Below are 26,506 nucleotides of genomic sequence, written 5' to 3'. Positions count from 1 at the left end.
TGCCCCGGATGCGATTCGAACGCACGACACCCGCTTTAGGAGAGCGGTGCTCTATCCCCTGAGCTACCGGGGCAACGGTGTTCCATTGTACATGGATTTCGGCCGGGTCGCGCTCGCGTGGCGCGAATCGGGCTGAAGGCGGTAGTGTGGCAGTCGATGGCACCGGATGAAGCGGAAAGGATTATGGCATGGCTGCTGCGAAGGGCGTGAGGAAGACGATCGCGCGCGGAAACGGACGCGGGCATGGTGCCGGAAAGGTCTGGGGCCGGATGATGGGCGCGCTCGCCGCGGTGCTGTCCCTGGTGGCCCTGCTGGGCACGGTCGCGCGCGAGCTGCCCGGCGAGGTGGCGGCCGTGCCCTATCTGCCGATCGTCGTGTCGTTCACGCCGTGGTTCGCCCTGATCGCCTTGGTCGCCCTTGTGCTGTCGCTGGTGTCCAAGCGATGGACGACGGCCCTGGTCATGGTGCTGTGCCTGGCCGCGCAGGCGTGGTGGCAGTATCCGTTCTTTTCGCCGTCGGCCACACTGCCGGAAGGCGCGGCGCACGCCATGTCCACGGCCAGCCCGAATCCGATCGACGCCTACGCGCGCGTGATGACGATGAACGTGTACAAGGGCAACGCCGATGCGGCCCGGGTCGTCGAACTCGTGCGCGACGAGCGCGTGGAGGTGCTGGCCCTGCAGGAGACCAGTGCCGATTTCGTCGCCCGGCTCGAGCGGGCCGGCATCAAGCAGTACCTGCCGTACTCCAAGGTGTCGTCGTCCGATGGCGTCTTCGGCAACGGCCTGTGGTCCACCACGCCGCTCGGCGATCCGGTGGACGACGAGGTGCATTCGAGCGCGTCGTTCATGCCCGGCGCCACCGTGCGGTTCAACGACGGCAAAACGCCCATCCGGTTCGTCTCCGTGCACACCACCGCGCCCGTGCCCGGCTACTGGAGGCTGTGGAGGAAGTCGATCGACGAGCTGGGCATGATGCGGGGCCGGACGGATGCTCGCTACGTGTTCATGGGTGACTTCAACGCCACGTATGACCATGCGCCCTTCCGGGAGTTCCTGGGCACGCGGTTCACCGACGCGGCGCGGCAGTCGGGCCATGGGTTCACGTTCACCTGGCCGGCCGACAAGTCGCCGTTGCCGCGCTTCGCCGGGATCGATCACATCGTGACCGATCAGGGCATTGTGGCGGGCCGGATGGAGGTCAGACAGGTGGCCGGTTCCGATCATGCGGCGTTGCTGGCAACGATCGCCATCTCATGAGCGGAAGCTGCCGATTGTTGCCCGATTGTTTGCCGTGGGTGAACAGGCGTTCCGCGCGCGCATGAGGCGGATTAATACGGTTGGTGAAAGGGCCCGAGTGGTATGTAGGGTCCGCGAGTGAATGGAGTTCTCATGGCTGAGAAGGAATTGATCTCCGAGCTGAGCGATGCGCAGGTGGTTCAGGATGTGCTGGCCATCGCCGAGAAGCATGGCAAGAAGCTGACGTTCGAGCAGGCCGACAAGCTGTTCGGTCACATTCTGCAGACCAAGTCCGACACCGCCGCGCTGGATGGCGACACCCTTGAGAAGCTGGTCGACGAGTACTTCGCCTGATCCGTTCGGATTGCAATGAAATGGGCTCCCCGCGAAGGAGAGCTCATTTTTTATTCGTCATCCTGAGCACCGAGCCGTTAAACGGACAGCCCGGTGGGCTGTCCGTAGGCGGCGGTCCGGAAAAGCCGTTCTCCCGTCATCCTGAGCGGAGCCCGGAGGGCGGAGTCGAAGGATCCTTCGTCATTTCGCACAAAGTCATAGTGCAGGAGGTTAAGGATCCTTCGACTCCGCCCTCCGGGCTCCGCTCAGGATGACGAAGGGGCTACGCTCCGCTTCGCTCAGGATGACAGCGGGGAGACTCTGCGGCGCTTGCTCAGGACAAGTTATCTTGCGTACCCGCGGTCGCCTCGTTGGCGCGCTGCTCGGCCTGGGCGGCGTCGAGCTTGGCGCGCACCTCGTCCAGCAGTCCCTGCGCGCGCTTGGCCAGCGCCTCGCCGAGCTCCCACTGGCGCATGGACTGGTCCAGATCAAGTCCGCCGGTCTCCAGCGCCTGCACGGCCTTGATCAGCTCGTCGCGGGCCTGCTCGTACGGCATCCTTGCGATCGCCTCGCGCTCCTTGTCCGTCAGGCTCGACGCGGGTGTCGGCTGTGCCGCCGCGGTCATCGAAGCGGTTGCATTCGTGGTTTCCTCTGCCATGTCCATATCTCCTTGTGTGGTCGAGTTCTCGTGTGTTCGGGCTTATTCTTCGGTGCCGGTCACGCTGGCGGTGAGCCGGCCATGCTTGAGGGTGACGGTGATGTCGCCGCCGGCGCGCGTGTTGGCTGCGTCGGTGAGCACATGGCCATCGGCGTCCTGCACCACGGCGTAGCCGCGATCGAGCGTGGACTGGGGGCTCAGGGCGGTCAGCGAGGCGCGCAGCTTCTCCACGTTCATGGTCTCGTAGTCCACCATGCGGCGCAGCCCGATGTCCATGCGCTGGCGGGCATCGTCCACGAACCGCTGGTAGGGCTCGAGCATGGTGAGCGGCTGCGTGAGGCTCGGACGGTTCGCGTATCCCTCCACAAGCCTCACCTCGCCGGCGATGCGCCCCTCCAGCCGCAGGGTCATCTGCCGGCGCGCGCCCTCGATGAGCTGCATCTGCTCATGCACGTCCGGCACCACCTTCTTGGCGGCGTCGGTGGGCGTGGAGGCGCGCAGATCGGCCACCAGGTCGATCAGCGTCCAATCGTCCTCATGACCCACGGCGGTGATGATCGGCGTGGTGCAGGCCGCGGCCGTGCGGACCACGCCCTCGTCGGAGAAGCCGATCAGGTCCTCGAAGCTGCCGCCGCCGCGCGCCACGATGATCACGTCCACGTCCGGATCGGCGTCGAGCTGCCTCAGCGCGGCGATCACATCGCCCGGGCACTGCTCGCCCTGCACGTGCACGTGGACCACCTTGAAATCGACCACGGGCCAGCGCAGCCGCACGTTGGTGATCACATCGCCCTCCGCGCGCGCCTGCGGGGCGCAGATCAGGCCGATGCAATGCGGGAACTCGGGCAACGGCACCTTGTTCTCCGCATCGAACAGGCCCTCGCCCTTGAGCGTCTTTCTGAGCTGGTCGATCTGGGCCTTGAGGCTGCCGCCGGCGCCCACGCGCACGATTGCATCGCCCCTCAGACTCAGGGAGGTGCGCTTCATCCACAGGTTGGGCCGGCCATGGATGGTCACGCGATCGCCCTGCACGAACACGGAGGCCGCGGCGGCGAACTGGCCGAAGCCGTTGACCTCCATGGCCACATCCTCGAAGTCGTCGCGCAGGGTCAGATATACGGAGCCGGCGCGACGGGCGTTGATCTGCGTGATCTGGCCGGTCACCCACACGGTGGGCCAGCGGTCCACGGCGTCGTGGAACTTCTGCGAAAGCACGGCCACCGGCCACGGCCGGTCGACCGTCGTGTCGCGCGCCAGGCGCGGCAGTTCCTGGGCTGGCTGGGGGGCGGGGTTCGGCATGTCGATCATGGTCATTACTTTGGGTCATCGGCCAGACAAACCCCGGCCCGTTTCCCGCCCGCGAACGGGCCGCGGAACGGGCTTGCGGAATGGGCTTGCGGATCGGGTCCGCGGGCGGTCGCGAGGGGCCCGCGGCGGGCGCCGGACGGATCCGCGCGCAACACGCCGGAGCAGGGCCCGATCGCCGCCTCTTATTGGCGGAATGACGCCGAAATCACTAATCCTAGTGTTCGAGTGTGTGGCGGGTCACTAAATATGGGGTTAGGATGGCGTATCGTCGTTCGTAGAACAAAACGACACAGATGTAATTTGCGCGCCTCCACGAGGGGCGCGATTTTATGAGAGGAGCGTCATGGAGACCAACATGCTTGAGCGCACGCAGCCCACGGCCGGCACGTCCAACGCCGCCACGGTGCTCGTCGAGAAGCGTGATGGCCGCGTGGTCGACTTCGACCCGGTCAACATCATCAACGCCGTCAAGGCGGCCTTCGGCGATCTCGACAAGCGCGTCGGCCCGGAGGAGGAGGCCATGATCCGCGGCTTCGCCAACCAGGTGGAAGGCGAGATCAAGGAGCGCTACGCCGGCCCGGCAAAGATCGAGGACATCCAGAACCTCGTCGAGCATGCCCTCATCGACGCCCACCTGTACGACGTGGCCCGCGCCTACACCAACTACCGTCTGGACAAGGACATCCAGCGCGCCAAGGCGACCGACGTCAACGAGGCCGTGGCCCGGTTCATCAACCAGGACCCCACCCTCATCCACGAGAACGCCAACAAGGACGCCAACGTCTACGCCACCCAGCGCGATCTGCTGGCCGGCGCCGTGTCCAAGGCCGCCGCGTTCAACATGCTGCCCCCTGCCGTCTCCAACGCGCACATGAAGGGCGACATCCACTTCCACGACGCGGACTACTCCCCGTTCACCGCGCAGTCCAACTGCTCGCTGCCCAACTTCTGGGACATGCTGGCCAACGGCTTCACGCTGGGCAACGCGCCCATGGCCTCCCCGAAGTCCATCGCCATCGCCGCCACGCAGATCACCCAGATCATGAAGGACGTGGCCTCCAGCCAGTACGGCGGCCAGACCGCCAACCGCGCGGACGAGCATCTGGCCACCTACGCGAGGAAGGACTACGAGAAGTTCCTCGAGGAGGCCCGCGAGACCATCCCCGACGGCATGCCGGTGGAGTTCGCCCGCCGCCAGGTGGAGAACGCCAAGAAGAACGAGCCTTCCAAGCTGCACTTCGGCTCCCGCGAGCCGCTGCCCATGGACACCCCGTTCCATACGGATGTGGACGAGCTGGAGCAGGAGCGTGAGATCCTCGCCAAGATCCGCACGCGCAAGTCGATCTACGACGCCATGCAGACCATGGAGTACCAGATCAACTCCAACCGCGTCTCCAATGGCCAGACCCCGTTCGTGACCGTGGGCTTCGGCCTGGGCACCGATTGGTTCGCCCGCGAGATCCAGCGCGCGATCCTGCTCAACCGCATCCGCGGTCTGGGCAAGGAGCACCACACCGCCATCTTCCCGAAGCTCGTCTTCACCTTGAAGCACGGCGTGAACGCCGATCCGGGCGATCCGAACTACGACCTCAAGCAGCTGGCCCTGGAGTGCGCCACCAAGCGCATGTACCCGGACGTGGTGTTCTACGAGAACATCGTGAAGATCACCGGCTCCTTCAAGGCCCCCATGGGCTGCCGCTCCTTCCTGCAGGGCTGGATCAACCCCGAGACCGGCAAGGACGAGGAGGACGGCCGCATGAACCTGGGCGTCGTCTCCGTGAACGTGCCGCGCATCGCGATCGAGTCCCACGGGGACAAGGACCGCTTCTGGAAGCTGTTCAACGAGCGCATGGAGGTGGCCCACCAGGCCCTGCAGTTCCGCATCATGCGCTGCAAGCAGGCCACGCCGGTCAACGCGCCCACCCTGTTCCGCTATGGCGCCTTCGGACGTCTCGGCGCGAACGACAGCGTCGACAAGCTGTTCCGCAACGAGCGCGCCACCGTGTCCCTGGGCTACATCGGCCTGGCGGAGGCGACGGCCGTCTTCTACGGCAAGAACTGGATTCGCGACCACGGCTGGGATCCGGAGGGCAAGGAGTTCGCGCTGTCGATCGTCAAGCGCATGAGCGAGCTGTGCAAGCAGTGGAGCAAGGCGGAGGGCTACCACTACTCCGTGTACTCCACGCCGGCCGAGTCCCTCACGGACCGCTTCAACCGCATGGACCGCGAGAAGTTCGGTGTGATCGAAGGCGTGACCGACCACGACTTCTACACCAACTCCTTCCACTACCCGGTGTGGCTGCAGCCCACCCCCATGGAGAAGCTGAACTACGAGAAGGACTTCCCGTACTACGCCTCCGGCGGCTTCATCAACTACTGCGAGTACCCCTGCCTGCAGGACAACCCGAAGGCCCTCGAGGCCGTGTGGGACTACGCGTACCACATCGGCATCGGCTACCTCGGCACGAACACGCCCATCGACCACTGCTTCGTGTGCGGTTTCCAGGGCGACTTCGAGCCCACCGAGGAGGGCTTCAAGTGCCCCGAGTGCGGCAACTCCGATCCGGACAAGTGCAACGTGACCAAGCGCACCTGCGGCTATCTGGGCAACCCGGTGCAGCGCCCGATGGTCCACGGCCGCCACGAGGAGATCGCCCACCGCGTCAAGCACATGTCCGGCGAGACCGGCCGCGTGACGCTGGCCAACGGCGAGACACGCGAGTGGTTCGAAGACACGAAGTGACGCACCAATAGGCGCTCCACACGATCGGGACATATGCTCCGTGACGGCGGACTTGGCCAAACAGGGCTGAGCGCGTCGCGGAACATGTGTCCCGATCTGCGTTCCGATCCTTTCGGGCGGCACGGTTCGCCGGAGCGCGGATTGGAGCGCGAATTGGAACGGACAGTACAGGGGCAGTACAGGAGGGAGGACGATCATGGCCGGACGGGATTTTGCGGCCGATGAGACGGACCGCGGGCCGGGCGTGCCATCGGGCGGGCTCGCGAACGATCCGAAGGCCGGCCAGTGGGATGGCCGCGTGCTGTCCAAGCATATGATCGCCGACTACAAGCCGTTCGTCGTCACCGACGGCGAGGGCATCCGATGCTCGCTGTACGTCTCCGGCTGCCCGTTCCATTGCGACGGCTGCTTCAACGCCTCCATCTGGGACTTCCGCGCCGGGCATGAATACACCCCCGAACTGGAGACGAGGATCATCGCGGATCTCGCCCAGCCGTGGGTGCAGGGCATTACGTTCCTGGGCGGCGAGCCGCTGCTCAACACCCCGGTGCTGATCCCGCTCGCCCGGCGCATCCGGGCCGAATTCGGCGATTCCAAGGACATCTGGTGCTGGACCGGATATACGTGGGAGGAGCTCATGCGCGCGGGGGAGACCCCGGACAAGCGCGAGTTGCTGGGGCTCATCGACATTCTGGTGGACGGGCGGTATCTGAAGGACCGCCACGATTCGCTGCTGCAGTTCCGCGGATCGAACAATCAGCGCATCCTCGACGTGCCCGCGTCGCTGGCCGCCGGCCGGCCGGTGGTCTGGTCCAAGCTGCACGATCAGGAGCGCGACGTGCCGGAGATCTACCTGAAGGACCGTGTGGCCGGGGAGTCGCGGCAGGCGTCCTGATCGGTCGCCCGGCAGGTTGCCGTTCTGCCCCTATCGTCCGCCCCTATCGTCCGAATGTGCCGTCCGAACTGTAACAACATTACAAAACATGCATCCTGCGGCGGCTAATCGGCACCTTTTGTAAACCTGTTACAGAACATGCATGGAAGACCCTCCCATATGGTCCGTTCTGTAAATCCGTTACAAAACGGACCGGTAAGGGGCCCCAGAAGGTACGTTCCGTAAAAAAGTTACAGAACGTACCTCCAGCGGCGGCCAATCGGCATCTTTTGTAACTGTGTTACAGAACGTACCGCGAACGGACATCGAAGAGCCGCGAACGTACCTCGCATGCGCCGCGAATGTACATCGGATTCACCTCGAACGTGCCTTGGATTCACCCAGGATAGGCCTCGAGCAAGTCCCGGACAATGCATTCGTTCCAACCTGCGCCCTCGAAATCGCGGATTGGAACAAATCTGCATGCAGCGGCCTCAATGGGGCTTCCAACTTGCGGATTCTTTCCAATCTGCGGCAAATCGTGGTGCAGGTTGGAACGGTCGGACGCGGCCGCCGCCCGACGCTTCCCTCGTTTACCTGTTCGACATGAACGAGATACGTAGGAAACGAACCGGCAACACGTTGTAACGATGAAGTTGCGACAGTAGGTGCTGTTCCAAATTCGACCTGTCACGAGGCAGTCATACGAGAGAGGAAGCACGTATGGCCTTTTCGTCAATCAGAAGGCTCGGCGCGGCACTGGCCGCCACGGCCGCGGTCATCGCCACCACGGCGGGCTGCGGCTGGGGACGCACCGTCGCCGAGAAGGAAGCCATGGACGCCGCCGGATCGGGCGGCAGCGCGGTCAGCTGCGTGGACACCTCCGGCTCCAGCATCAAGATCGGTTTCGTGAACTCCCTGAGCGGCACGATGGCCATCTCCGAGAAGACCGTGTCCGACTCCCTGCACATGGCCGTCGACGAGATCAACGCGAAGGGCGGCGTGCTGGGCAAGCAACTCGAGGTGGTCCAGCAGGACGGCAAGTCCGAACCGGCCGTCTTCGCGGAGAAGGCCAAGACCCTGATCGAGAAGAACTGCGTGGCCGCGGTGTTCGGCGGCTGGACCTCCGCCTCCCGCAAGGCCATGAAGCCGGTGTTCGAGGCGGACAACGCCCTGCTGTTCTACCCGCTGCAGTACGAGGGCATGGAGGCCAGCCCGAACATCTTCTACTCCGGCGCCGCACCGAACCAGCAGATCGTGCCCGCGCTCGACTACCTCAAGGAGCAGGGGCACAAGAAGCTCTTCCTGGTCGGCTCCGACTACGTCTTCCCGCAGACCGCCAACCGCATCGTCAAGGCGTACGCGGCCGGCAACGGCATGGAGGTGGTGGGCGAGGAGTACACGCCCATGGGCTCCACCGACTTCAACACCATCGTCAACAAGCTCAAGGCCTCCGGCGCGGATGCGGTCGTCAACACCTTGAACGGCGACTCCAACGTGGCGTTCTTCAAGGAGTACAAGGCCTCCGGACTCGAGGCCAAGACCCTGCCGGTCATCTCCATGTCCATCGCCGAGGAGGAGGTCGCCTCGATCGGCCTGGACAACGTGCTCGGCCAGCTGACCGCCTGGAACTACTACCAGACGCTGGACAGCGCCGAGAACCAGACGTTCGTCAAGGACTTCAAGGCCAAGTACGGCGCCAACCGCCCCACCTCCGACCCGATGGAATCCGCGTACACGTCGGTCTACCTGTGGAAGGCCATGGTGGAGAAGGCCAAGAGCTTCGCCGTGGACGATGTCAAGAAGGCCGCCGACGGCATCACGTTCGACGCCCCCGAGGGCACGGTCACCGTGGACGGCGAGAATCACCACATCGCCAAGACCTCATACATCGGCGAGATCGGCTCCGACTCGCTGATCCACACCGTGTGGAAGTCCGACGGGCCGATCGACCCCGATCCGTACCTCAAGACCTACGACTGGGCGTCCAGCCTGCAGTCCTCGTCCGCCCAGTAACGCCCGGCAACCATCGAATGGGAGAGAATCCAAAATGAACATGCTATTACCGCAGATCGTCGCGGGCCTTTCGAACGGCTCGATCCTGCTGCTCGCGGCGCTCGGACTGTCGCTCACCTTCGGCCAGATGGGCGTGATCAACAACGCGCACGGCGAATTCATGATGGCTGGCGCCTACACCGCCTACGTGATGAGCTCCATCATCGGCTCCAAAACCGTCGCGCTCGCCGTCGCCCTGGTGGTCGGCTTCCTGGTCGCGGGCCTGCTGGGCCTGCTGCTGGACGTGCTGCTGCTCGAACGCATGCGCACGCGCCCGCTGGACACCCTGCTGGTCACGTTCGGCGTCTCGCTGGTCCTCCAGCAGCTCGCGCGAGACATCTTCGGCTCCACCGGCGTCTACGCCAAGGCGCCCGAGGGCCTGACCCAGCCGGTCACCCTGTTCGGCTACAGCTTCCCGGCCTCGCGACTGTTCATCTTCCTGCTGTCGATCGTGTGCGTGGCCGTGCTCTACGCGGTCCTCAAGCTCACGCCGCTGGGCCGCCAGATCCGCGCCACCTCCGAGAACCGCGACCTCGCCGAGGTCTCCGGCATCTCCACCAAGGCCGTGGACCACGTGACCTTCTTCATCGGCTCCGGCATCGCGGGCATCGCCGGCGTGGCCCTGAGCCTGCTCAATTCCATCAGCTACAACTTCGGCACCTCATTCATCGTCGAGGCGTTCCTCGTGGTCGTCGCCGGCGGCGTGGGCCAGCTCAAGGGCGCGGTCATCGCCTCCTTCGTGCTCGGCCTCGCCCAGTCCGCGATCGAGCTGCCCACCTCGTCGTCCATCGCCGTAATGTCGATCTTCCTGATCGTCGTGATCTTCCTGCAGTTCCGTCCGCAGGGCCTGGTCGCGGTCCGCTCCAGGAACCTCGCGTGAGCGTGTGCGGCAGTCAAGGAAGGAACCCGTTATGAACATCACCTTCAACAAGACGTTCTTCTCCAAGTACCGCGCGTGGATCGGCACCGCCATCGCGATCGTGCTGATCTTCCTCGCGCCGGCCGTCATGAGCGGCTACAGCCTGGGCCTGCTGTCCAAGTACCTGTGCTACGCGATGGTGGCCGTGGGCATCGGACTGGCATGGGGTCAGGGCGGCATGCTCACCCTGGGACAGGGCCTGTTCTTCGGCTTGGGCGCCTATGTGATGGCCATCCACCTGAAGATCGAGGAGCTCCGTCCCGGTCAGGTGCCCGATTTCATGGCCCAGTACGGCATCACCGAGCTGCCCGGTTTCTGGCAGCTGTTCCGCGACCCGGTCATCACGATCATCGGCGTGGCCGCGGTGCCCGGTTTGGTGGCCGCGGTTCTGGGCTGGATGGTTTTCGGCCGCGGTGTGAGGGGCGCGTACTTCGCCATCCTCTCCCAGGCCCTCGTGGCCGCGTTCGCCGTGCTGCTCATCGGCCAGTCCAAGACCACCGGCGGCACCAACGGCCTCAACGACTTCTCCGGCTTCTTCGGCTACGACCTCACGGACCCGAAGAACAAGGAGATGATCTACTACATCTGCGCGTTCTGCGTGCTCGCGATGGTGCTCATCACCTACTGGATCCGCCAGTCCTTCATGGGCGAGCTGATCATCGGCGTGCGCGACCAGGAGAACCGCATGAAGTTCCTTGGCTACAACCCGGCCTCCATCAAGGTGTTCGCCTTCTCGCTGGCCGCCATGTTCGCCGGCGTGGGCGGCGCGATGTTCGTGCCCGTGGTGGGCATCATCTCCCCGTCGGACATCGACGTGACCCCGTCGATCATGATGCTCGCCGGCGTGGTGATCGGCGGACGCACCACGCTGCTCGGCCCGGTGATCGGCACGCTGATCATCCGATTCGCCGAAACGCAGCTGTCCGAGGCCTACCCGGCCGCGTGGACCTACATCGAAGGCGCGATCTTCATTCTGGTGATCGCCTTCGTGCCGATGGGTCTGGGCCAGTTCAAGGGCCTGTGGCCGTGGATCCAGGACAAGCTGGGGCTGAACGGTGCCGGGGCCGGGGAAGCGGCCAAGGCCGCCGCGGGCGCCGCATCCGGTTCCACTGCGGCTGGCCCCGCTGTGGCTGGCTCCACTGTGGCCGGTTCCGCTGTGGCGAAGGCGGTGAACGCATGAGCGAGGAGAACAAGATGACGACCGATCCCGAACTGGAGCGTCTGCGCGCCGAAATGCGCCAGATGCGCGACGAGGCCAAGCAGATGCGTGACGACTACGCGCGCATGAAGGACGAACTCGCCGAGGAGCGCCGCAAGCTCGACGAGCAGATCGCCGCGCTGGGCGAGAAGGGCGGCGCGTGGAACGATTATCTGGAGATCCGCGGCCTGCATGTGGAGTTCGACGGATTCGTGGCCGTCAAGGACATCGATCTGACCGTGATGCACGGCGATCTGCGCTTCCTGATCGGCCCGAACGGCGCCGGCAAGACCACGATCATCGACGCGATCACCGGACTCGTTCCGGCCACCGGATCGGCGATGTTCGGCGGCGAGCAGCTGCTGGGCAGGAAGCCGAACGACATCGTCAAACTCGGCGTGGGCCGCACCTTCCAGACCGCATCCGTGGTCGAGGAGCTGTCCGTGGTGAGGAACCTGCAGATCGCGGAGGGCTTCCGCAAGAAGACCCGCGAGTTCTTCAAGCGGCCGGACACGGTTTCGCAGAACCTGCTCGATCTGATGGACATCTGCAACCTCACCGAGGACGCGGACAAGCCGGCCGGCATCCTGCCGCACGGCAAGAAGCAGTGGCTGGAGATCGGCATGCTGCTCGCCCAGGACGCCCATCTGCTCCTGCTCGACGAGCCCGTGGCCGGCATGACCCCGGCCGAGCGCCAGGCCACCGGCGAGCTGCTGCGGCGCGTGAGCCGCAACCGCACGGTGATCATCGTGGAGCACGACATGGAGTTCATGCGGCAGTTCGCCGACTCGGTCACCGTGCTCAACCAGGGCCAGATCCTGGCCGAAGGCTCGGTGGAGGAGATTCAGAACAACGAGGAGGTAGTGCGCATCTACCTCGGCGGAGGTGATCAGTGATGGCGGATACCGTTTCGACCATGTTGGACGTCAAGGGCCTGACCTGCGGGTACGGCAAGGTTTCGGTGGTCCACGACATCGACTTCTCCGTGCGCCCCGGCGAGTGGGTGAGCATCGTGGGCAACAACGGCGCCGGCAAGACCACGCTGCTCAAGTCCATTCTGGGACTCATCCCCGTCACGTCCGGCTCCATCGCCTTCGAGGGCAAGGACATCACCAAGGCCGCGCCGAACAAGCGCATCCGGCTGGGCATGGCCTTCGTGCCGCAGGGCCAGCAGTCGTTCGGTCAGATGACCGTGGAGGAGAACCTGCACGTGGTGGCCGACCAGTACGGCTCCGAGGCCCAGGCCCGCTACGACGAGGCCGTGGAGACGTTCCCGGTGTTGAAGGAGTTCGCCTCCCGCCGTGCCGGCCTGCTCTCCGGCGGCCAGCGGCAGCAGCTGTCGATCGCCCGCGCCCTGATCACCCGGCCCAAGCTCATGATCCTCGATGAGCCCACCGAGGGCATCCAGCCGAACATCGTGGCCGAGATCCAGCGCTCCATCCGGTCCATGGCTGAGGACCGCGGGATTGGCGTGATCCTGGTGGAGCAGAAGGTGCAGTTCGCCGTGGAGCGGGCCGACCGCTACTACGTGCTCGCCGCCGGCCGGTTCATCGGCGCCGGCGAGGGCGGGCCGGACGCGGTGGCCGAAGCCAAGGCCGCCCTGCACGTGTGATCGTGTGATCCGGCCATGCGGCGGTGCAGCGCGGAACGTTTGGTACGTTTTCGGACCGATTTGGAAGGCGAAAACGTACCAATCGTTCCGCGCTGTGTTTCTGCTGCTGTGTTTTTGCTGTGGGGACGTCCGCACGAAATCTATTGGTTGCACGGCGAGCGTAGGATGACCGTGATTCCAAGGAATGTCGAGACTGCGGAGGCGTTATGAGACTGACACCGAGGGAGACGGACAAGCTGCTGCTGCATCTGGCGGGCAATCTCGCCAAGGAGCGCAAGGCCCGTGGCATCAAGCTCAATTATCCGGAGGCGGTGGCGCTGATCAGCTCCGAATGCGTGGAGCGGGCGCGCGAGGGGGCCACGGTGGCCGAACTCATGCAGTACGGTCGCACGCTGCTCAAGCCCGAGGATGTGATGGACGGCGTGGCCGAAATGATCGAGGTGGTGGAGGTCGAAGCCACCTTCCCAGACGGCACCAAGCTCGTCTCCATCCACAACCCCATCGAGACGACCGAGAAGCTCAAGCCCGGCGAGTACTTCTTCGCCGACGGCGACCTCACCCTCAACGAGGGGACCGACGACGTGGAGCTCGACGTGGTCAACACCGCCGACCGCCCCATCCAGATCGGCTCCCACTTCCACTTCTTCGAGGTCAACAAGTACCTGAAGTTCGATCGCAAGGCCGCCTATGGCAAGCGTCTGGACATCGCCGCGGGCACGGCCGTGCGCTTCGAGCCGGGCGAGGCCCATCGTGTGCGGTTGATCGACATCGGCGGCACGCGCGAGATCCACGGCTTCAGCGCGCTCGTGGACGGCAGGCTGGACGATCCCCAAGTGCGCGAGGCCGCGTTCGCCAAGGCGCACGAGCAGGGCTTTCTGGGCATCTGAACGGGCATCTGATCGGACATTCGAGCGGGCATCGACGAAGGCGAGGAACACACAATGAGCACCACCATCACACGCAGCGACTACGCGGGCATGTTCGGCCCTACCACCGGCGACCGGGTGCGCCTGGGGGACACGAATCTCATCATCGAAGTCGAGAAGGACTACACCCACTACGGCGACGAACTGAAGTTCGGCGGCGGCAAATCCTTCCGCGACGGCATGGGCCAGTCGTCAACGCAGCTGGATGTGGAGTCGCCGGACACGGTCATCACCAATGCGCTGATCGTGGACTGGACAGGCATCTACAAGGCGGACATCGGCATCAAGGACGGCAAAATCAGCGCGATCGGCAAGGCCGGCAACCCGCAGACCATGAACGGCGTCACGCCCGGACTGGAGGTGGGCGCCGGAACCGAGGCGATCGCGGGCGAGGGCCTGATCGTCACCGCCGGCGGCCTGGACACGCACATCCACTTCATCTCCCCGCAGCAGATCCGCACCGCGCTCGCGGGCGGCGTGACCACCATGGTCGGCGGCGGAACCGGTCCGGCCGACGGCACGAACGCCACCACCTGCAACCCGGGCGCCTTCCACATCGCGCGCATGATCGAGGCGGCCGAGGCGCTGCCGGTCAATATCGCGTACCTAGGCAAGGGCAACGACTCCAGTCCCGAGCCGCTGCGCGAGCAGATCCGCGCCGGCGCCGCGGGCTTGAAGATCCACGAGGATTGGGGCGCCACCCCGGCCGTGATCGACACCGCCCTGACGGTGGCCGACGAAATGGACGTGCAGGTGGCCATCCACACGGACACGCTCAACGAGGGCGGCTGCGTGGAGGACACGATCGCCGCGTTCAAGGGCCGCACGATCCACACCTACCACACCGAAGGCGCCGGCGGCGGCCATGCCCCGGACATCATTCGCGTGGCCGGATTCCCGAACGTGCTGCCGAGCTCCACGAACCCCACCATGCCGTTCACGCGCAACACGATCGACGAGCATCTGGACATGATGATGGTCTGCCATCATCTGGACCGCAATGTGCCCGAGGACATCTCCTTCGCCGATTCGCGCATCCGTCCCGAGACGATCGGCGCCGAGGATGTGCTGCACGACATGGGTCTCATCTCCATGATGAGCTCCGACTCGCAGGCCATGGGCCGCGTGGGCGAGGTGGTCACGCGCACCTGGCAGACCGCGGACAAGATGAAGAAGCAGCGCGGGCCACTGTCCGAGGACGAGCACGACGGCAACCGCAACGACAACTTCCGCGTCAAGCGCTACGTGTCCAAGTACACGATCAACCCGGCCCTGACGCACGGCATCGCGCAGTATGTGGGATCCGTGGAGGTGGGCAAGATGGCCGATCTGGTGCTCTGGCAGCCGGCGATGTTCGGCGCCAAGCCGGAGATGGTCATCAAGGGCGGCACGATCGCCTATTCGCGCATGGGCGATGCGAACGCCTCCATCCCCACCCCCGAGCCGGTCTACTACCGCGACATGTTCGGCGCGCTCGGCAAGGCCCTGTCCAACTCCTGCGCCACCTTCGTCTCGAAGGCCGCGTACGACGACGACATCAAGGGCAAGCTGGGCCTGAGCCGCATCGTGCTGCCGGTCTCCGGCTGCCGCACGGTGGGCAAGAAGGACCTGAAGTTCAACAGCACCCTGGCGGACATTCGCGTCGACCCGGAGACCTTCCGGGTGAGCGTGGACGGGGAGCCGGTGCACTCCGAGCCCGTGGACGAGCTGCCGCTGACCCAGAGGTACTTCCTGTTCTGACTTTGCCATCCTGAGCGCTGAGCCGTTAAGCGGACAGCCCCCGGTCATCCTGAGCGAAGTCGAAGGATCCTTTGTCATTTCGCATCAGTCATTGGTGCGTTGAGGTTAAGGATCCTTCGACTCCGCTACGCTCCGCTCAGGATGACGGGAAAGACGACTCCCGCTCCGCTCAGGATGACGGGACGAGCGACTCCATTGCACTCCGCTCAGGATGGCGCACGCCTGCGTAGGCCTGAATCACATCGCGAACGGCTCGTGGTAGATCGCGTCGGCGGGCACGCCATGGGCCATGAGGATCCGTCGCACGGCGGTCATCATCGCCTGCGGGCCGGCCACCAGATAGGCCGCGCCCGGGCGGACCATCGGCGCGATCGCCGCGTCGTCCGGCCGCTGGGCCATGAGCCGCACGCGCACATTCGGATGATCGGCGCCGAACCGCTCCAGCTCCGGGCGGTAGATGAAATCGCGCTCGCTGCGGGCCGTGTACAGGAAGTCGACGGGCCGTCCGCTGCCGGCGTACGACGTGAGCACGCCGAGCAGCGGGGTGATGCCGATGCCGCCGCCGATCAGCACCAGCGGGGCCTTCGCCCCCGAACCCGCCGCCTTCGCATCGTGACGATCGCGTTCCTCGATGAACTGCGCATACCGTCCGTATGGCGGGATCACGCGCGCCGGAACGCCTGGTTCGAGGCCGGCCAGCTTCGTCGTGAAGTCGCCGTCGGCGCGGATCGCGAACATCATCGTCGCCGGGCCGCTTGGCGGGTTGCCGGAGCCTTCCGCCTGCATGCGCGCGTTGGTCAGCGAGAACGGATGGTATTCGTGCATGCCCCGCACAGTCGGGAACGCAATGAATGCGAAGTCGCCCGGACGCCAGGTGGCGCGCCGGCCCGCATCGCCGTCGAGCGTGATCGCCAGCTCGGTCACGCGGTCGGCGATCGGACGCGCGGAGGCGACCTGGCCCTTGAGCGCGTAGGCGCGGCGGCTCACCATGCTCCACACGTAGTAGGCGAACACGGCGATCGTGAGTGCGTCGAACAGGAGGATGAACGGTTTGATCGCCGCGATGTAGTCGATCACATGCACGTGCAGGACGATCAGCGCGATCGCCACCAGATTGAGCCGGTGCAGCCACACGCTCATCTCGTGGCGGAACAGGCGTTCCAGCGCGCGCTTCAGCTTGGCCAGCCACGCCACGCGGCTTGTGAGCCACCCGGCCAGAAACACCAGCGACCACACCGCCACGCCCATGAACAGGTAGAGTCCCATATGTCCGGTCAGGCCGATCAGCGCGCCCGCGCCCGGCAGTAGCGACTGATGGACGAAGGCGGCTGCAATGGCCAGGATCGCGAGGATGCCGTGGATCATGTACATGTGCGGCAGGCCCACGGTCCGGTCCACCCAGCGCGGCCGGCACGCCAGATACACGGCGGCGAGCATCCACGTATAGGCGATGACGCCGATCTCGATGCCGAACAACTGACCGGAGTAGATCGACGGCAGTCCGTAGGCGAGCGTGGCGAGCATCGGCAGCGGCACGACGAACAGCACGACGGCCCATGCCAGTGTGATGGTGGTATTGAGACGTTTCATGATTGGGCTCCTTGATCTTGAACGTGAAGAGCGGAGGGTGCGATTTCGGCCACCGTGCGGTCGGCGCGCACGAGTACGGCCATGATCCGGCCGTCGCCGTGATGGGCGATCAGATCGCGGAACATGCGCTCGCCGGCGGCGATGGCCGCGGTGGCCCATATGTCCGCGAAAACCAGACGGTCGTCGATCACGGTGGCCTGGGCCAGATCGTGCGCGGTGCGCGTGATGTGCTCGCCGCGTTTGGATGTGCCGGAGGTGGCCACGGCGCCGTTGCGCAGGGTGATTGTGCGCAGGATGGATGGCGTGCCGGCCGGTGGGGCCAGCGGCGGATCGTCCTGTCCGGTGGCGACCGGATCGTCCTGTCCGGTGGCGAACGGGTTGTCCACGCCGATATGCCAGACGAAGTCGGCATCGTGCGCGACCGCGGTCCGGATGTCACCGCCGCCGCCCAAAGCGGCTGCCGCGACGTCGCCGGAACGCATCAGCGGCATGAGGAACCGTTCGTGCGCGCGTTCGATGGCCCAGCCCTTGACCAGGCCGGTCGGATCGTACACGCCGGCGTGCGTGGCGCTGAAATGCCCATCGGTGAGCTGTTCGGCCTGCTTGACGAGCATATGCACCTCGGCGAAGTCGGGGTTGTCCAGCAGTGCTCGCCAATCGCCCGCGCGAGCACGGCCGACCGCCGAATCCGCGCGGAACGGCGAGAAGACGGCCTCCACATGATCGAGCCACGACTTGATGCGCGGAGCGGTTTGGCTGACCAGCGCGTCGAGGCGCCCGGGTGCGGTGCCGGGTGAGGCGACCAGCTGAATGGTGAATGGGATGGTCATCGCGTTGACGACGCGGGCCCGGATGATCGGCATGGCGGCTTGCCTTTCCGATGTTCGCTGCCGCTACTTGGCCGCGTTGAGCGACTGGTTGATGGCGTCCTGCAGCGAATTCGCGAACGCCGTGGAGGTTTCGGTCGCGCCGGAGACGTACTGGATGCCGGAACTCTGCGCGCTGATCGCCCGGTCGATGAGCTGCGGGATGGCCTGCGCGCTGATGCCCTGCGAGCGGCTGGTGTGGTTCGGATAGGCGATGGCCGCGATGTCGGTGATCCTGCCGCCCGCGACTGTGACCTGCAGCTGCACCTCGCCATACTCGTTGGGCGTGGCGACGCTGGTGTACGTGCCGTCCTGCATGGTGGTCGAGCCGGCGGAGCTCGCGGACGAATCGGTAGATGCGCCGGACGAATCAGCGGATGCGCCGGACGATGAGGTGGGACCGGACGCTGCCGTGCCGGACGATGATCCGCCGATCGCGCCCGATGCTCCGGATTGCGTGCCGGCCGAAGCGCCGTTCGCGCCGCTCAGCTGCGGCTTGACGAACAGCAGGAAGGCGTCGCCGATCACGGCAAGGCCGGCTATGACGGCTATGAGCGTCTTGGTGGTGGTTGCGTTCATGTGTTCCCCCTGACGTTTGCTTACGATTGCGAGGCTAAAAATCGATTTTGGGCATTTGATGGAGGAAAACTGGAAACCGGCTGAGAATCAACCTCTCTGTGAGGTATATCTCATTTTGAGGGGTAGAATGGGATTCCTTCGTCATCCTGAGCACTGAGCCGTTAAGCGGACAGCCCTGTGGGCTGTCCGTAGGCGAGGGGAGCCGCCGCCAAGGCGGCGACGGTCCGGTGCAGCCGGACACCGTCAGGGCGTAGTCGAAGGATCCTTAATCTTGCGTATGAGTCCAAGGCCCTTCGACTCCGCGCTTCGCTCAGGATGGCGGAAACCGGTCCCGCTCGCTCAGTATGACGAAAAGACTCGCATTCGGGATAGCGGGGAGCGCGATGGATGCGCGATGGGTGCGCGATGGGTGCGGAATCGGACATATTCCCGCCCTGTTGTGTCCGAAATTGCATCCAATTCGGGAACTGGATACGAAACGAGACACGGAACCGCCCTGTCGTGTCTCAATTCGCATCCGAATTAAGAAATGGATGCGAAATGAGACGCAGGGTCATCCTGCTATGTCTCAATTCGCATCCAATTCTCAAACCGGATGCAATTCCGGACGCAGTGCGGAGTGACTTATCCCTCCCGCCGTCACGCCCGCCCGGTCACGATGTCGGCGATGTCGCGGATGAAGTCGACGGCATCGTCGCCGCGGCGGGCGAGCAGACGCACGCACACGCCGTCGATCGCACGGCTCACGCCCAGTTCACCGGTGAATCCCACGGCGTCGGCGTGCGATCGGATCCGATCCACCAGCGCGTCCTCGGCGGCGATCCTCTGGGCCTCGCCGGACGGTTCGGGCAGATGCGCGTACAGCACGCCGCAGTGCGTGAACTCGCGCCACATGCCCATCTCGGTGTAGTCGAAGGCGTCGGGCTCGAGCAGCAGCCGGTCCGCGAACGCCATGCGCGGGCCGGCGTCACGCGCCCCGGAAAGTCCGGTTCCGGAAGCCGCGGAAGCCGCGGAAGCCTTGGGAGGCCGGCCGCGTCTGGACGTCCGGCCGGTGGCCTTGGCAGTCGCCGCAGAGTCCGCGGCAGCCTCGCCGGCCGCAGTATCCGCCGTTGAACCAGCCGCATCCGCCGAGCCCGCAACCGGCGGGTCCACGAACACGCGCAGCCGGTTCGCGAACCGCTTCATGGCCCATCGCTCGCCCATACCCACACGGCCGCAGGTCACCACATCCGCGTAGACGAATGTGGATTCGGCGCTGATGCGCGCGGTCGTGACGTTCATGAACGAGCTGTTGCGGAACGGGATCACCGGGAACGGCATGAACACGGCCGTCGCGTCGCCCCGCGCGGTCAGATCGATCGTGCGCGAGGCGCTGCCGTCGGCCGTGTCGAACACCTTTTCGTAGCTCTGCGTGCGGATCGTCGAATCCGTGCCCGGCCCGAAATCGATCGCGATGTGCGCCTCATCGCCCTTCAGGAATCCCGGCGAGGCGAGCATCACGATGAAATCGGAGTGCCGTCCGTTGGCGAAGGGCGTCATGAGCTTGAACGGCGCCTCGAAGTAGACGTCGTCGATTTTGGTGCGGCCGTGGCGGAACGCGGTGGCGAGACGGAAGGTGCTGGCGGTCATAGGACGCAAGTGTACGCGGCTCGTGTTCGCCGCAGATGTCGTCCGTATGTCCCACCTTCGCCCGTCACATGCCTTCGAACAGCACGTTCTTCTTGATCCAGGCGATCACGTCGTCCACGCCCGCGCCGCCCATGAGGTCGGTGAAGATGTACGGGCGGCCGTTGCGCATGCGCTCGGAGTCGCGTGCCATCACGTCCAGATCGGCGTGCACGAGCGGCGCCAGATCGGCCTTGTTGATCACCAGCAGGTCGGAGCGGGTCACGCCCGGGCCGCCCTTGCGCGGGATCTTGTCGCCCTCGTCGGTGGCGATCACGTAGATCGTGGCGTCGGCGAGGTCCGGGCTGAATGTGGCGGACAGGTTGTCGCCGCCCGACTCCACGAACATGATCTGCACGTCCGGATGCGCCTTGGCCATCGCCTCGCACGCCTCCAGATTCATCGAGCAGTCCTCGCGGATGGCGGTGTGCGGGCAGCCGCCGGTCTCCACGCCCACGATGCGGTCGGGGGACAGGCGGGAGTGCTCGATCAGGAACTCGGCGTCCTCCTTGGTGTAGATGTCGTTGGTGACCACGCAGATGCTGTATTCGTCCGCCATCTTGCGGGTCAGGCGCTCGATCAGCGCGGTCTTGCCGGATCCCACGGGACCTGCGACGCCAATGCGTACATAGCTCATAATGATGCTCCTTTGATGATTGATGATTCGATTACTGTTGGATATTCGTTGATGGTTGATTCATTGATCCGTCGCTCGTCGCTCGTCGCTCGTCGACCGGTCAGCTCATGTACAGTCTGGAGTACAGGGTCTCATGCTGCATGGCGGCGATATCCAGATACGCCCCGGAGATGCCCAGATCCTCGGGCTTCAACGTCATCGCCACATCCACCGCGCGCACGAGCCGGGGGAACGAATCGTGCAGGGCGATCTGGCCGGCGTTCTGGCTCAGCGGGATCGCCTTCGCCGCGCACATGGTCAGCGCGCTCAAGAGCGAATAGCCGTACATCACCGCCGCATCGCGGATGGACGTGGCATGATCGGCCGCATACAGGCCCATCGCGATCGAATGCAAGCCGCGGCACCGGCCGGATTCCATCAGCGACGCGTACAGGTCCAGCGCGGGGGAGCTCTGCACGTTGTCCGCCGACCCGTGCAGCCGATGGCGTTCGGTGCCCGTCTTGTGCACGGCGATCACCTCGTCCTCACGCGCGGCACGATTGTCCGCAGCCCGATCGTTCACAGTGTTGGAGCCGTCCGCAGTGCTGGAGTCGCCCGTGGCTGCGGAGCCATCCGATCCCGTGGATTTCCCGGCCCTGCCCGGCGCATATGCCCCTCGGTGCCGATCGGCCTCCACCTGCCCGGCATCCATCTGCCGCACCAGCTTCACCAGACGCACGCACATGCGCTCGCTGCCCTCGCGGATCTCCCGTGCCGACTGCAGCGCGCTCGCCAGCTCGTCCAGTTCAATAAGACGCGAGGCAAGCCCGCGTTGGGACAGCCGCGCATCCGTGCCGTATTTGCCGGCCAGCACCATCTGCCCGATCTCCTTGTACGGGGCCACGTCGAGGTAGTTCTTCATGTACTGCTCGAAGTCAGCCCCGCGCCGCAGGAAATCCCGCTGCACGAAGGTCTCCATGCCGTTGGACAGCGCGAAGGCGCCCACCGGGAAGACGCTGTCGCACACCTGCAGCATGGCGAGCCGCCGGGATTCGGCCATGTTGAGCGCGTCGGCGTCGCTGTTGCGTACCATCGCGGGCCTCAGTGGGTGTGCCAGGTCTTGCCGCCGTCGTGGCTGTGCGAGCCGTCCGTGCGGTGCAGCACGCCGTTGAGCTCGTATTCGCCGGGCTCATGATGGTGGTCGTGGTGATGCTCGTGATGTGCATCCCCCTCATGCCCGTGGCCGTCCTCGTGCGCGTGATCTCCGTGCTCCGCCCGGAACGCCGCGTCCGCCTCGGCCTCCTGCTCCTCCTCGGCCAGATCGCCGGTGGTCTTGTTGGTGCCGGGCACGATCGTGCCGGATCCCGCATGCGCCTTGACGATCAGGAAGCCGTCGAAGCCACCCTCGATGATGTGCGGGTTGTAGCCGATCTTCCTGGTGTATTCCATGGTGGGGTGGTCGTAGGGGACCAGCACGCGGTCGTTCTCCACCTTCAGGCTCAGATGGCGGTTGCCCAACTCGAAGCACAGGCGGCCCATCTCCTTCATGGTGCTCACGGGGATCTCGATGAGCTGCGCCGACTTGATGCGGGCGAAGTACCGCTTGTCGTCGGTCTCGGCCAGCACATCGCCGTCCTTGATGGTCCGGCCCACCATGATGCCGAATTCGGTGCCGTCCTCGGCCACCTTCGACATGCGCTTCTTGTCCGTTTCGAACCACTCGAAGGCGATGGGCACGTTGAGCTTGCCGTCGCTGATCGGATGGCTGATGATGTTGCCGGTGATTGTTGTGGCGATCATCCGCGCTCCTTTGAAAGGCTTGCGATCTGTGTTGCGATTCGCCAGTGTATTCACCCGCGTCGCGTGGTTTGTAACGAATCGTCGAAAAATGAAAAAAATATGCCGGAAAATACGCCGAAAACGCCGTTTTTCCGCATGTGCCAGTGACGCACGCAGCGGCGTGTCCCCTTGCGCGCCAACGTTTTTCGAATGCTATGTCACCGCCCGAATCACAACTGTGGTATTACGTTCCCAGCATCGCGCAGGAGGCCGGTGCCAGACGAGAAAGGGGCGGCTATGCTCGACGATCCGAACGCCGTGACGCTGGCCATGCATATTCCGGACAATTTCATCTCCCCATCCACCGGCGGGGTGTTCTGGGTCATCATGATTCCGGTGTGGGCGCTGTGCCTGCGATCGGTGATCCGCGAAGCCACGCCGGCCAAGATGTCCTATCTGGGCGCCGGCGCCGCGTTCTCGTTCCTCATCATGATGTTCAACGTGCCCACCCCCGGCGGCACCACCGCGCATGGCGTGGGCGGCGCGCTGATCGCCATCCTGCTCGGTCCCCAGTATGCGGCCGTAGCCGTGTCCGTCGCCCTGCTGCTGCAGGCCCTGCTCTTCGGTGACGGCGGGCTCATCACGCTCGGTGCCAACTGCTTCAACATGGCGTTCGTGCTGCCCTTCACCGCCTACGGACTTTACCGGCTGCTGCGCCGCCTGTTGCCGTCCGGATGGAAGGAGCGTGTGGCCGAATTCGTATCCGGTTACGTGGGCATCATGCTGGCGGCTCTGTGCGTGGCGCTCGAACTGGGCGTCCAGCCGTTGCTGTTCCACACGGATAGCGGTCAGGCCCTGTACTTCCCCTTCACGTTCGCGGTGACCATTCCGGCCATGCTCATCCCGCATCTTGCGGTGGCCAGTGTGGTCGAGGGCCTGATCACCGTGGTGGTCGTGGAATTCGTGCGCCGCACCGCGCCGGATGTCATTGAACCCTTTGCCCGTGTATCCGAGACGTCCGCGAGTTCCGCCGGTTCCGCCGCGCACGCCGGCCTGCGCCGCTCCGCATGGATCGCCCTCGGTGTGGTCGCCCTGCTGTCCCCGATCGGTCTGCTGGCCACCGGCGACGCATGGGGCGAATGGGGTGCCGAGGACTTCATGTCCGCCACCGGCCTTGACTACGTGCCGCAGTACATCGCCGATGGTTTCACATGGAACGCTTTGCTGCCCGACTACTCGCTGGCCGGTCTGCCGGACGTGGTGGGCTACATCCTGTCCGCGGTGATCGGCATCGCCGTGCTCACCATCGTCTTCCGCCTGCTGGCGCTCGCCGTGCACGATCGCCATACGGCCATCGCCCGTGGCTGATCGCCCGGCTCCGGGAACCACGTCCGTCCCGCGCGGCTTGCCTCAGTGGTTGGCCGCGCGGGAATCGTATGAGCCGCTGGACGATCGGTCCTCGTTCATTGAACACAATCTGGGCCACATCGGCGGCGCGCTCGCCCAGATCGGCGATCCCGCGCCGGTCCCGCTCGCATCCAGTCCCGTCGACCGACTGTTGCACCCGGTATCCCCGGGCGTGAGGCTTCTTGGCGTGATCGCGCTGATCGTGTGCGTGAACGCCACGCGCAACATGCTGTTCTCCTACATGATGTTGGCGCTGGTGCTCGTGATGCTCGCCGCCCGCCCGGCCCGTCTGCTCAAGGCGATCCTCGCGCCCACATTGGCCGTGTGCCTGCTGAGTCTGGTGGTCGCCCTGCCGGCCGTGTTCGTGGGGCAGACCAGCGCGCCCGTGCGCCTCACGGTCCGTGCGTTCATTTCGGTTTCCCTGGTGGTCTCGCTGGCCCGCACCATTCCATGGAACCGCCTGATCGCCGGGTTGCGGGGTGCGGGATGCCCGGACGCGCTGATCTACATCTGCGATGTGACCATCCAGTTCGTGGAGGTGCTCGGCCGCTCGATGGTAAGCCTGCTGGAGGCCCTGAAACTGCGCAGCGTGGGCCGGGACACGACGAAGCTCACCTCCGCTGGCCGCCTGATGGGCGTGCTGTTCATCCGGGCCAACGAGCAGGCGCTCTTGATGGCCGAGGCGATGGTCTGCCGCGGGTTCGACGGCACGTATCATGTGCGCGAGTCCCCGCTGGCCACGTGGCAGAACGGCCTGTATGCGCTGGCCGTGGCGGGTGTGATCGCGCTCGCCGTATATGTGGGATAGATGTATTCAAGGGGAGTGACGGATGATGGTGTTCAATCGGCGGAACAGCGGCGCGCGCGGCGGTTCGGCGGACCGGTCGCGCGCGGCTTCGGCGAACGATTGGTTCGCGGGCGATCCGATGGTGGAGCTCAGCCATATCGACTTCGCCTACAGACAGCCCGATGGGGAGGCGCACCCCGTCCTGCATGATTTCTCCATGACCATCCGGCGCGGCGAATGCGTGGCCCTGCTCGGTCCCAACGGCAGCGGCAAGACCACGATCATGCGCATCATCAACGCGCTCGCCTTCCCCGATGCCGGCGTCTACCGGCTTGGCGGCACCCCGGTGGAGCGTGGGATCGTCCAGGCGCGGGACAGCCGCTTCGCCAAGGCCCTGCACCAGCGCGTCGGCTTCGTCTTCCAGAACGCCGACGTCCAGCTCTTCTGTCCGTCGGTGGGTGAGGAGATCGCCTTCGGCCCGCTGCAGATGGGGTTGCCCGAAGCCGAGGTCGATCGCCGCGTGGCCGATCTGGCCGGCCTGCTCGGTTTGGACGGCATGATCGATCGCGCCCCCTACCGCTTGTCCGGCGGCGAACGGAAGCGCGTGGCGATCGCCGCATGCTTGTCCATGAACCCCGATCTGCTGGTCCTCGACGAGCCTACCGACGGCCTCGACGAGCGCAACACCGACCTTCTGGTCCGCGTGCTCGCCGATCTGGTCGCCGCCGGCAAAACCGTCCTCCTGTCCACCCACCATCCGGACATCGTCGAGCGCCTCGACGCCCGCGTGGTGCGGGTGGGCTGATGGAATGGGCCCTCACAAATAGAGAATGCGGGGGCCGTTGCGGGGGCTTTTCGTCCATTTGGGCACGCGCCGTGACGCGGCGTGCGGCCGGCTGCTCCCGGTCATCCTGGGGCGTGGTTCCTCCCGGTTGTTCTGGGCGGGCGTCGCGCTCCCGGTCGCACGCCGGGTCACGCCGAGTCCTTGGAGTCGGCCGGATCTGCCCGGTTTGCGAATCCGGTGTCCGCATTTGCCCGGTTTGCATTTGCCCAGTTTGCGGTCGGGCCGCCGTCAGGGCGGCGGCGGTCCGGCGCAGCCGGACATCGCAGCGGAGTCCCCCGCTGTCATCCTGAGCGAAGCGGAGCGGAGTCGAAGGATCCTTAGATCTTGTGCATTGGTTTACCGCGCCAGCCCGTTGCGCCGGTGGTGTTGGTGCCGGATCCGTTTGTTTGGGTGAATTTTGGGTGTCGTGTGTCTGACGGTTGTCCCGGGGTCGGGTGTGGCCGGGGTTGTGTGGTGTAGCGTTGGTGTCAGGACGCGGGTGTCGCCCGCGGGCGGGCCGGGTTTGGGTTCGGGCTGGCCTGTTGCGACACGCCGTGGGATCGTTGTGGTTCCAATGTTTCGCGCCCGGTTTTCGCATGCCGTTTTGCGTGTTGGGCTTGGGTGGTGTATTGTTTCATCTGTTGCCGCCCGGCGCGGCCGATTCCCCTTCAGTTTTGTTTGGTGGTGTTGGCGTGTCGTGGTGTGGTGGTTTGAGAACTCAAGAGTGTGTTTGTACTACTTTATGCTTGTATTTTTCTGGTTTGCCAGTCCGGTTCCCGCCTGACATCAT

23 protein-coding genes and 1 tRNA gene are annotated in these 26,506 nt (G+C 65.2%); 14 read left to right on the top strand and 10 right to left on the bottom strand.

Annotated features, from left to right (window positions below; all coding sequences use genetic code 11):
• Nucleotides 1-73, bottom strand: a tRNA-Arg gene (locus tag EMO90_RS07850).
• Between the two features lie 115 nt (nt 74-188).
• Between EMO90_RS07850 and EMO90_RS07845 the strand changes: the two genes are divergently transcribed.
• Complete coding sequence (locus EMO90_RS07845) at nt 189-1,259, top strand: endonuclease/exonuclease/phosphatase family protein (RefSeq protein ID WP_150353982.1); 1,071 nt, start codon at nt 189-191, stop codon at nt 1,257-1,259.
• 132 nt (nt 1,260-1,391) lie between these two features.
• Complete coding sequence (locus EMO90_RS07840; protein WP_150353983.1) at nt 1,392-1,592, top strand: hypothetical protein; 201 nt, start codon at nt 1,392-1,394, stop codon at nt 1,590-1,592.
• A 313-nt stretch (nt 1,593-1,905) separates the two neighbouring features.
• Here the strand turns inward: EMO90_RS07840 and EMO90_RS07835 are convergent, their stop codons facing one another.
• Entirely contained in the window at nt 1,906-2,196 is a 291-nt protein-coding gene (locus tag EMO90_RS07835) for an exodeoxyribonuclease VII small subunit (RefSeq protein ID WP_150354008.1), read from the bottom strand.
• A 75-nt stretch (nt 2,197-2,271) separates the two neighbouring features.
• Nucleotides 2,272-3,543: an exodeoxyribonuclease VII large subunit gene (gene xseA, locus EMO90_RS07830; protein ID WP_150353984.1), complete on the bottom strand. Its 1,272-nt coding sequence runs from the start codon at nt 3,541-3,543 to the stop codon at nt 2,272-2,274.
• 337 nt (nt 3,544-3,880) lie between these two features.
• Between xseA and nrdD the strand changes: the two genes are divergently transcribed.
• From nrdD to ureC, 9 genes are all read left to right on the top strand, one after another.
• On the top strand, nt 3,881-6,280 hold the full coding sequence (gene nrdD / locus EMO90_RS07825) for an anaerobic ribonucleoside-triphosphate reductase (protein ID WP_150353985.1): 2,400 nt from the start codon (nt 3,881-3,883) through the stop codon (nt 6,278-6,280).
• A gap of 196 nt (nt 6,281-6,476) precedes the next feature.
• Nucleotides 6,477-7,175 (top strand): anaerobic ribonucleoside-triphosphate reductase activating protein, encoded by a 699-nt coding sequence (gene nrdG / locus EMO90_RS07820; RefSeq protein WP_150353986.1) that lies wholly within the window; start codon nt 6,477-6,479, stop codon nt 7,173-7,175.
• 702 nt (nt 7,176-7,877) lie between these two features.
• Entirely contained in the window at nt 7,878-9,170 is a 1,293-nt protein-coding gene (gene urtA / locus EMO90_RS07815; protein ID WP_150353987.1) for an urea ABC transporter substrate-binding protein, read from the top strand.
• Nucleotides 9,171-9,204: 34 nt separating this feature from the next.
• Nucleotides 9,205-10,089 (top strand): urea ABC transporter permease subunit UrtB, encoded by an 885-nt coding sequence (gene urtB, locus EMO90_RS07810; protein WP_150353988.1) that lies wholly within the window; start codon nt 9,205-9,207, stop codon nt 10,087-10,089.
• 31 nt (nt 10,090-10,120) lie between these two features.
• Nucleotides 10,121-11,308 (top strand): urea ABC transporter permease subunit UrtC, encoded by a 1,188-nt coding sequence (gene urtC / locus EMO90_RS07805; RefSeq protein WP_150353989.1) that lies wholly within the window; start codon nt 10,121-10,123, stop codon nt 11,306-11,308.
• Nucleotides 11,305-12,222 carry an ATP-binding cassette domain-containing protein gene (locus EMO90_RS07800; RefSeq protein WP_223849741.1) on the top strand — a complete coding sequence of 306 codons (918 nt, stop codon included), beginning with the start codon at nt 11,305-11,307 and terminating at the stop codon, nt 12,220-12,222. Before urtC ends, EMO90_RS07800 begins: the two co-directional genes overlap by 4 nt.
• Complete coding sequence (gene urtE / locus EMO90_RS07795; RefSeq protein WP_223849742.1) at nt 12,222-12,938, top strand: urea ABC transporter ATP-binding subunit UrtE; 717 nt, start codon at nt 12,222-12,224, stop codon at nt 12,936-12,938. The genes EMO90_RS07800 and urtE overlap by 1 nt, the downstream gene beginning before the upstream one ends.
• A gap of 206 nt (nt 12,939-13,144) precedes the next feature.
• Complete coding sequence (ureA, locus tag EMO90_RS07790; RefSeq protein WP_150353990.1) at nt 13,145-13,825, top strand: urease subunit gamma; 681 nt, start codon at nt 13,145-13,147, stop codon at nt 13,823-13,825.
• A gap of 54 nt (nt 13,826-13,879) precedes the next feature.
• Entirely contained in the window at nt 13,880-15,604 is a 1,725-nt protein-coding gene (gene ureC, locus EMO90_RS07785) for an urease subunit alpha (protein ID WP_150353991.1), read from the top strand.
• A gap of 237 nt (nt 15,605-15,841) precedes the next feature.
• On the opposite strand, the gene EMO90_RS07780 is transcribed toward ureC, so the two are convergent.
• The 7 genes from EMO90_RS07780 to EMO90_RS07750 form a co-directional block, all read right to left on the bottom strand.
• Nucleotides 15,842-17,194, bottom strand: coding sequence for a ferredoxin reductase domain-containing protein (locus EMO90_RS07780; protein ID WP_190971997.1), 1,353 nt, complete (start codon nt 17,192-17,194; stop codon nt 15,842-15,844).
• Complete coding sequence (locus tag EMO90_RS07775) at nt 17,191-18,057, bottom strand: FAD:protein FMN transferase (protein WP_150353993.1); 867 nt, start codon at nt 18,055-18,057, stop codon at nt 17,191-17,193. Before EMO90_RS07775 ends, EMO90_RS07780 begins: the two co-directional genes overlap by 4 nt.
• A gap of 30 nt (nt 18,058-18,087) precedes the next feature.
• Entirely contained in the window at nt 18,088-18,639 is a 552-nt protein-coding gene (locus EMO90_RS07770) for an FMN-binding protein (protein WP_150353994.1), read from the bottom strand.
• 639 nt (nt 18,640-19,278) lie between these two features.
• Nucleotides 19,279-20,268 (bottom strand): urease accessory protein UreD, encoded by a 990-nt coding sequence (locus EMO90_RS07765; RefSeq protein WP_150353995.1) that lies wholly within the window; start codon nt 20,266-20,268, stop codon nt 19,279-19,281.
• A gap of 64 nt (nt 20,269-20,332) precedes the next feature.
• Complete coding sequence (ureG, locus tag EMO90_RS07760; protein WP_150353996.1) at nt 20,333-20,941, bottom strand: urease accessory protein UreG; 609 nt, start codon at nt 20,939-20,941, stop codon at nt 20,333-20,335.
• 100 nt (nt 20,942-21,041) lie between these two features.
• Nucleotides 21,042-22,013: an urease accessory protein UreF gene (locus EMO90_RS07755; RefSeq protein ID WP_150353997.1), complete on the bottom strand. Its 972-nt coding sequence runs from the start codon at nt 22,011-22,013 to the stop codon at nt 21,042-21,044.
• Between the two features lie 8 nt (nt 22,014-22,021).
• Nucleotides 22,022-22,720, bottom strand: coding sequence for an urease accessory protein UreE (locus EMO90_RS07750; protein WP_150353998.1), 699 nt, complete (start codon nt 22,718-22,720; stop codon nt 22,022-22,024).
• 252 nt (nt 22,721-22,972) lie between these two features.
• Between EMO90_RS07750 and cbiM the strand changes: the two genes are divergently transcribed.
• From cbiM to EMO90_RS07735, 3 genes are read left to right on the top strand one after another with little or no spacing between them, the layout of a single operon-like run.
• Nucleotides 22,973-24,067: a cobalt transporter CbiM gene (cbiM, locus tag EMO90_RS07745; protein ID WP_223849743.1), complete on the top strand. Its 1,095-nt coding sequence runs from the start codon at nt 22,973-22,975 to the stop codon at nt 24,065-24,067.
• Nucleotides 24,060-24,914, top strand: a complete 855-nt coding sequence (locus EMO90_RS07740; RefSeq protein ID WP_190971998.1) for an energy-coupling factor transporter transmembrane component T — start codon at nt 24,060-24,062, stop codon at nt 24,912-24,914. The genes cbiM and EMO90_RS07740 overlap by 8 nt, the downstream gene beginning before the upstream one ends.
• 22 nt (nt 24,915-24,936) lie before the next feature.
• Nucleotides 24,937-25,698 (top strand): energy-coupling factor ABC transporter ATP-binding protein, encoded by a 762-nt coding sequence (locus EMO90_RS07735; RefSeq protein WP_223849744.1) that lies wholly within the window; start codon nt 24,937-24,939, stop codon nt 25,696-25,698.
• The last annotated feature ends 808 nt before the right edge of the window (nt 25,699-26,506 follow it).

The sequence above is a fragment of the Bifidobacterium vespertilionis genome (assembly GCF_008698145.1).
Classification (GTDB): domain Bacteria; phylum Actinomycetota; class Actinomycetes; order Actinomycetales; family Bifidobacteriaceae; genus Bifidobacterium; species Bifidobacterium vespertilionis.
Note: the sequence above shows the minus strand (reverse complement) of the source record. Positions and strands in the feature narration are given on the sequence as shown.

Bases quoted from the DNA above. Each gene is read 5' to 3' on its own strand.
- EMO90_RS07845 (WP_150353982.1), top strand. From the start codon at position 189: ATGGCTGCTGCGAAGGGCGTGAGGAAGACGATCGCGCGCGGAAACGGA.
- EMO90_RS07840 (WP_150353983.1), top strand. From the start codon at position 1,392: ATGGCTGAGAAGGAATTGATCTCCGAGCTGAGCGATGCGCAGGTGGTT.
- EMO90_RS07835 (WP_150354008.1), bottom strand. From the start codon at position 2,196: ATGACCGCGGCGGCACAGCCGACACCCGCGTCGAGCCTGACGGACAAG.
- xseA (WP_150353984.1), bottom strand. From the start codon at position 3,543: ATGACCATGATCGACATGCCGAACCCCGCCCCCCAGCCAGCCCAGGAA.
- nrdD (WP_150353985.1), top strand. From the start codon at position 3,881: ATGGAGACCAACATGCTTGAGCGCACGCAGCCCACGGCCGGCACGTCC.
- nrdG (WP_150353986.1), top strand. From the start codon at position 6,477: ATGGCCGGACGGGATTTTGCGGCCGATGAGACGGACCGCGGGCCGGGC.
- urtA (WP_150353987.1), top strand. From the start codon at position 7,878: ATGGCCTTTTCGTCAATCAGAAGGCTCGGCGCGGCACTGGCCGCCACG.
- urtB (WP_150353988.1), top strand. From the start codon at position 9,205: ATGAACATGCTATTACCGCAGATCGTCGCGGGCCTTTCGAACGGCTCG.
- urtC (WP_150353989.1), top strand. From the start codon at position 10,121: ATGAACATCACCTTCAACAAGACGTTCTTCTCCAAGTACCGCGCGTGG.
- EMO90_RS07800 (WP_223849741.1), top strand. From the start codon at position 11,305: ATGAGCGAGGAGAACAAGATGACGACCGATCCCGAACTGGAGCGTCTG.
- urtE (WP_223849742.1), top strand. From the start codon at position 12,222: ATGGCGGATACCGTTTCGACCATGTTGGACGTCAAGGGCCTGACCTGC.
- ureA (WP_150353990.1), top strand. From the start codon at position 13,145: ATGAGACTGACACCGAGGGAGACGGACAAGCTGCTGCTGCATCTGGCG.
- ureC (WP_150353991.1), top strand. From the start codon at position 13,880: ATGAGCACCACCATCACACGCAGCGACTACGCGGGCATGTTCGGCCCT.
- EMO90_RS07780 (WP_190971997.1), bottom strand. From the start codon at position 17,194: ATGAAACGTCTCAATACCACCATCACACTGGCATGGGCCGTCGTGCTG.
- EMO90_RS07775 (WP_150353993.1), bottom strand. From the start codon at position 18,057: ATGCCGATCATCCGGGCCCGCGTCGTCAACGCGATGACCATCCCATTC.
- EMO90_RS07770 (WP_150353994.1), bottom strand. From the start codon at position 18,639: ATGAACGCAACCACCACCAAGACGCTCATAGCCGTCATAGCCGGCCTT.
- EMO90_RS07765 (WP_150353995.1), bottom strand. From the start codon at position 20,268: ATGACCGCCAGCACCTTCCGTCTCGCCACCGCGTTCCGCCACGGCCGC.
- ureG (WP_150353996.1), bottom strand. From the start codon at position 20,941: ATGAGCTATGTACGCATTGGCGTCGCAGGTCCCGTGGGATCCGGCAAG.
- EMO90_RS07755 (WP_150353997.1), bottom strand. From the start codon at position 22,013: ATGGTACGCAACAGCGACGCCGACGCGCTCAACATGGCCGAATCCCGG.
- EMO90_RS07750 (WP_150353998.1), bottom strand. From the start codon at position 22,720: ATGATCGCCACAACAATCACCGGCAACATCATCAGCCATCCGATCAGC.
- EMO90_RS07735 (WP_223849744.1), top strand. From the start codon at position 24,937: ATGATGGTGTTCAATCGGCGGAACAGCGGCGCGCGCGGCGGTTCGGCG.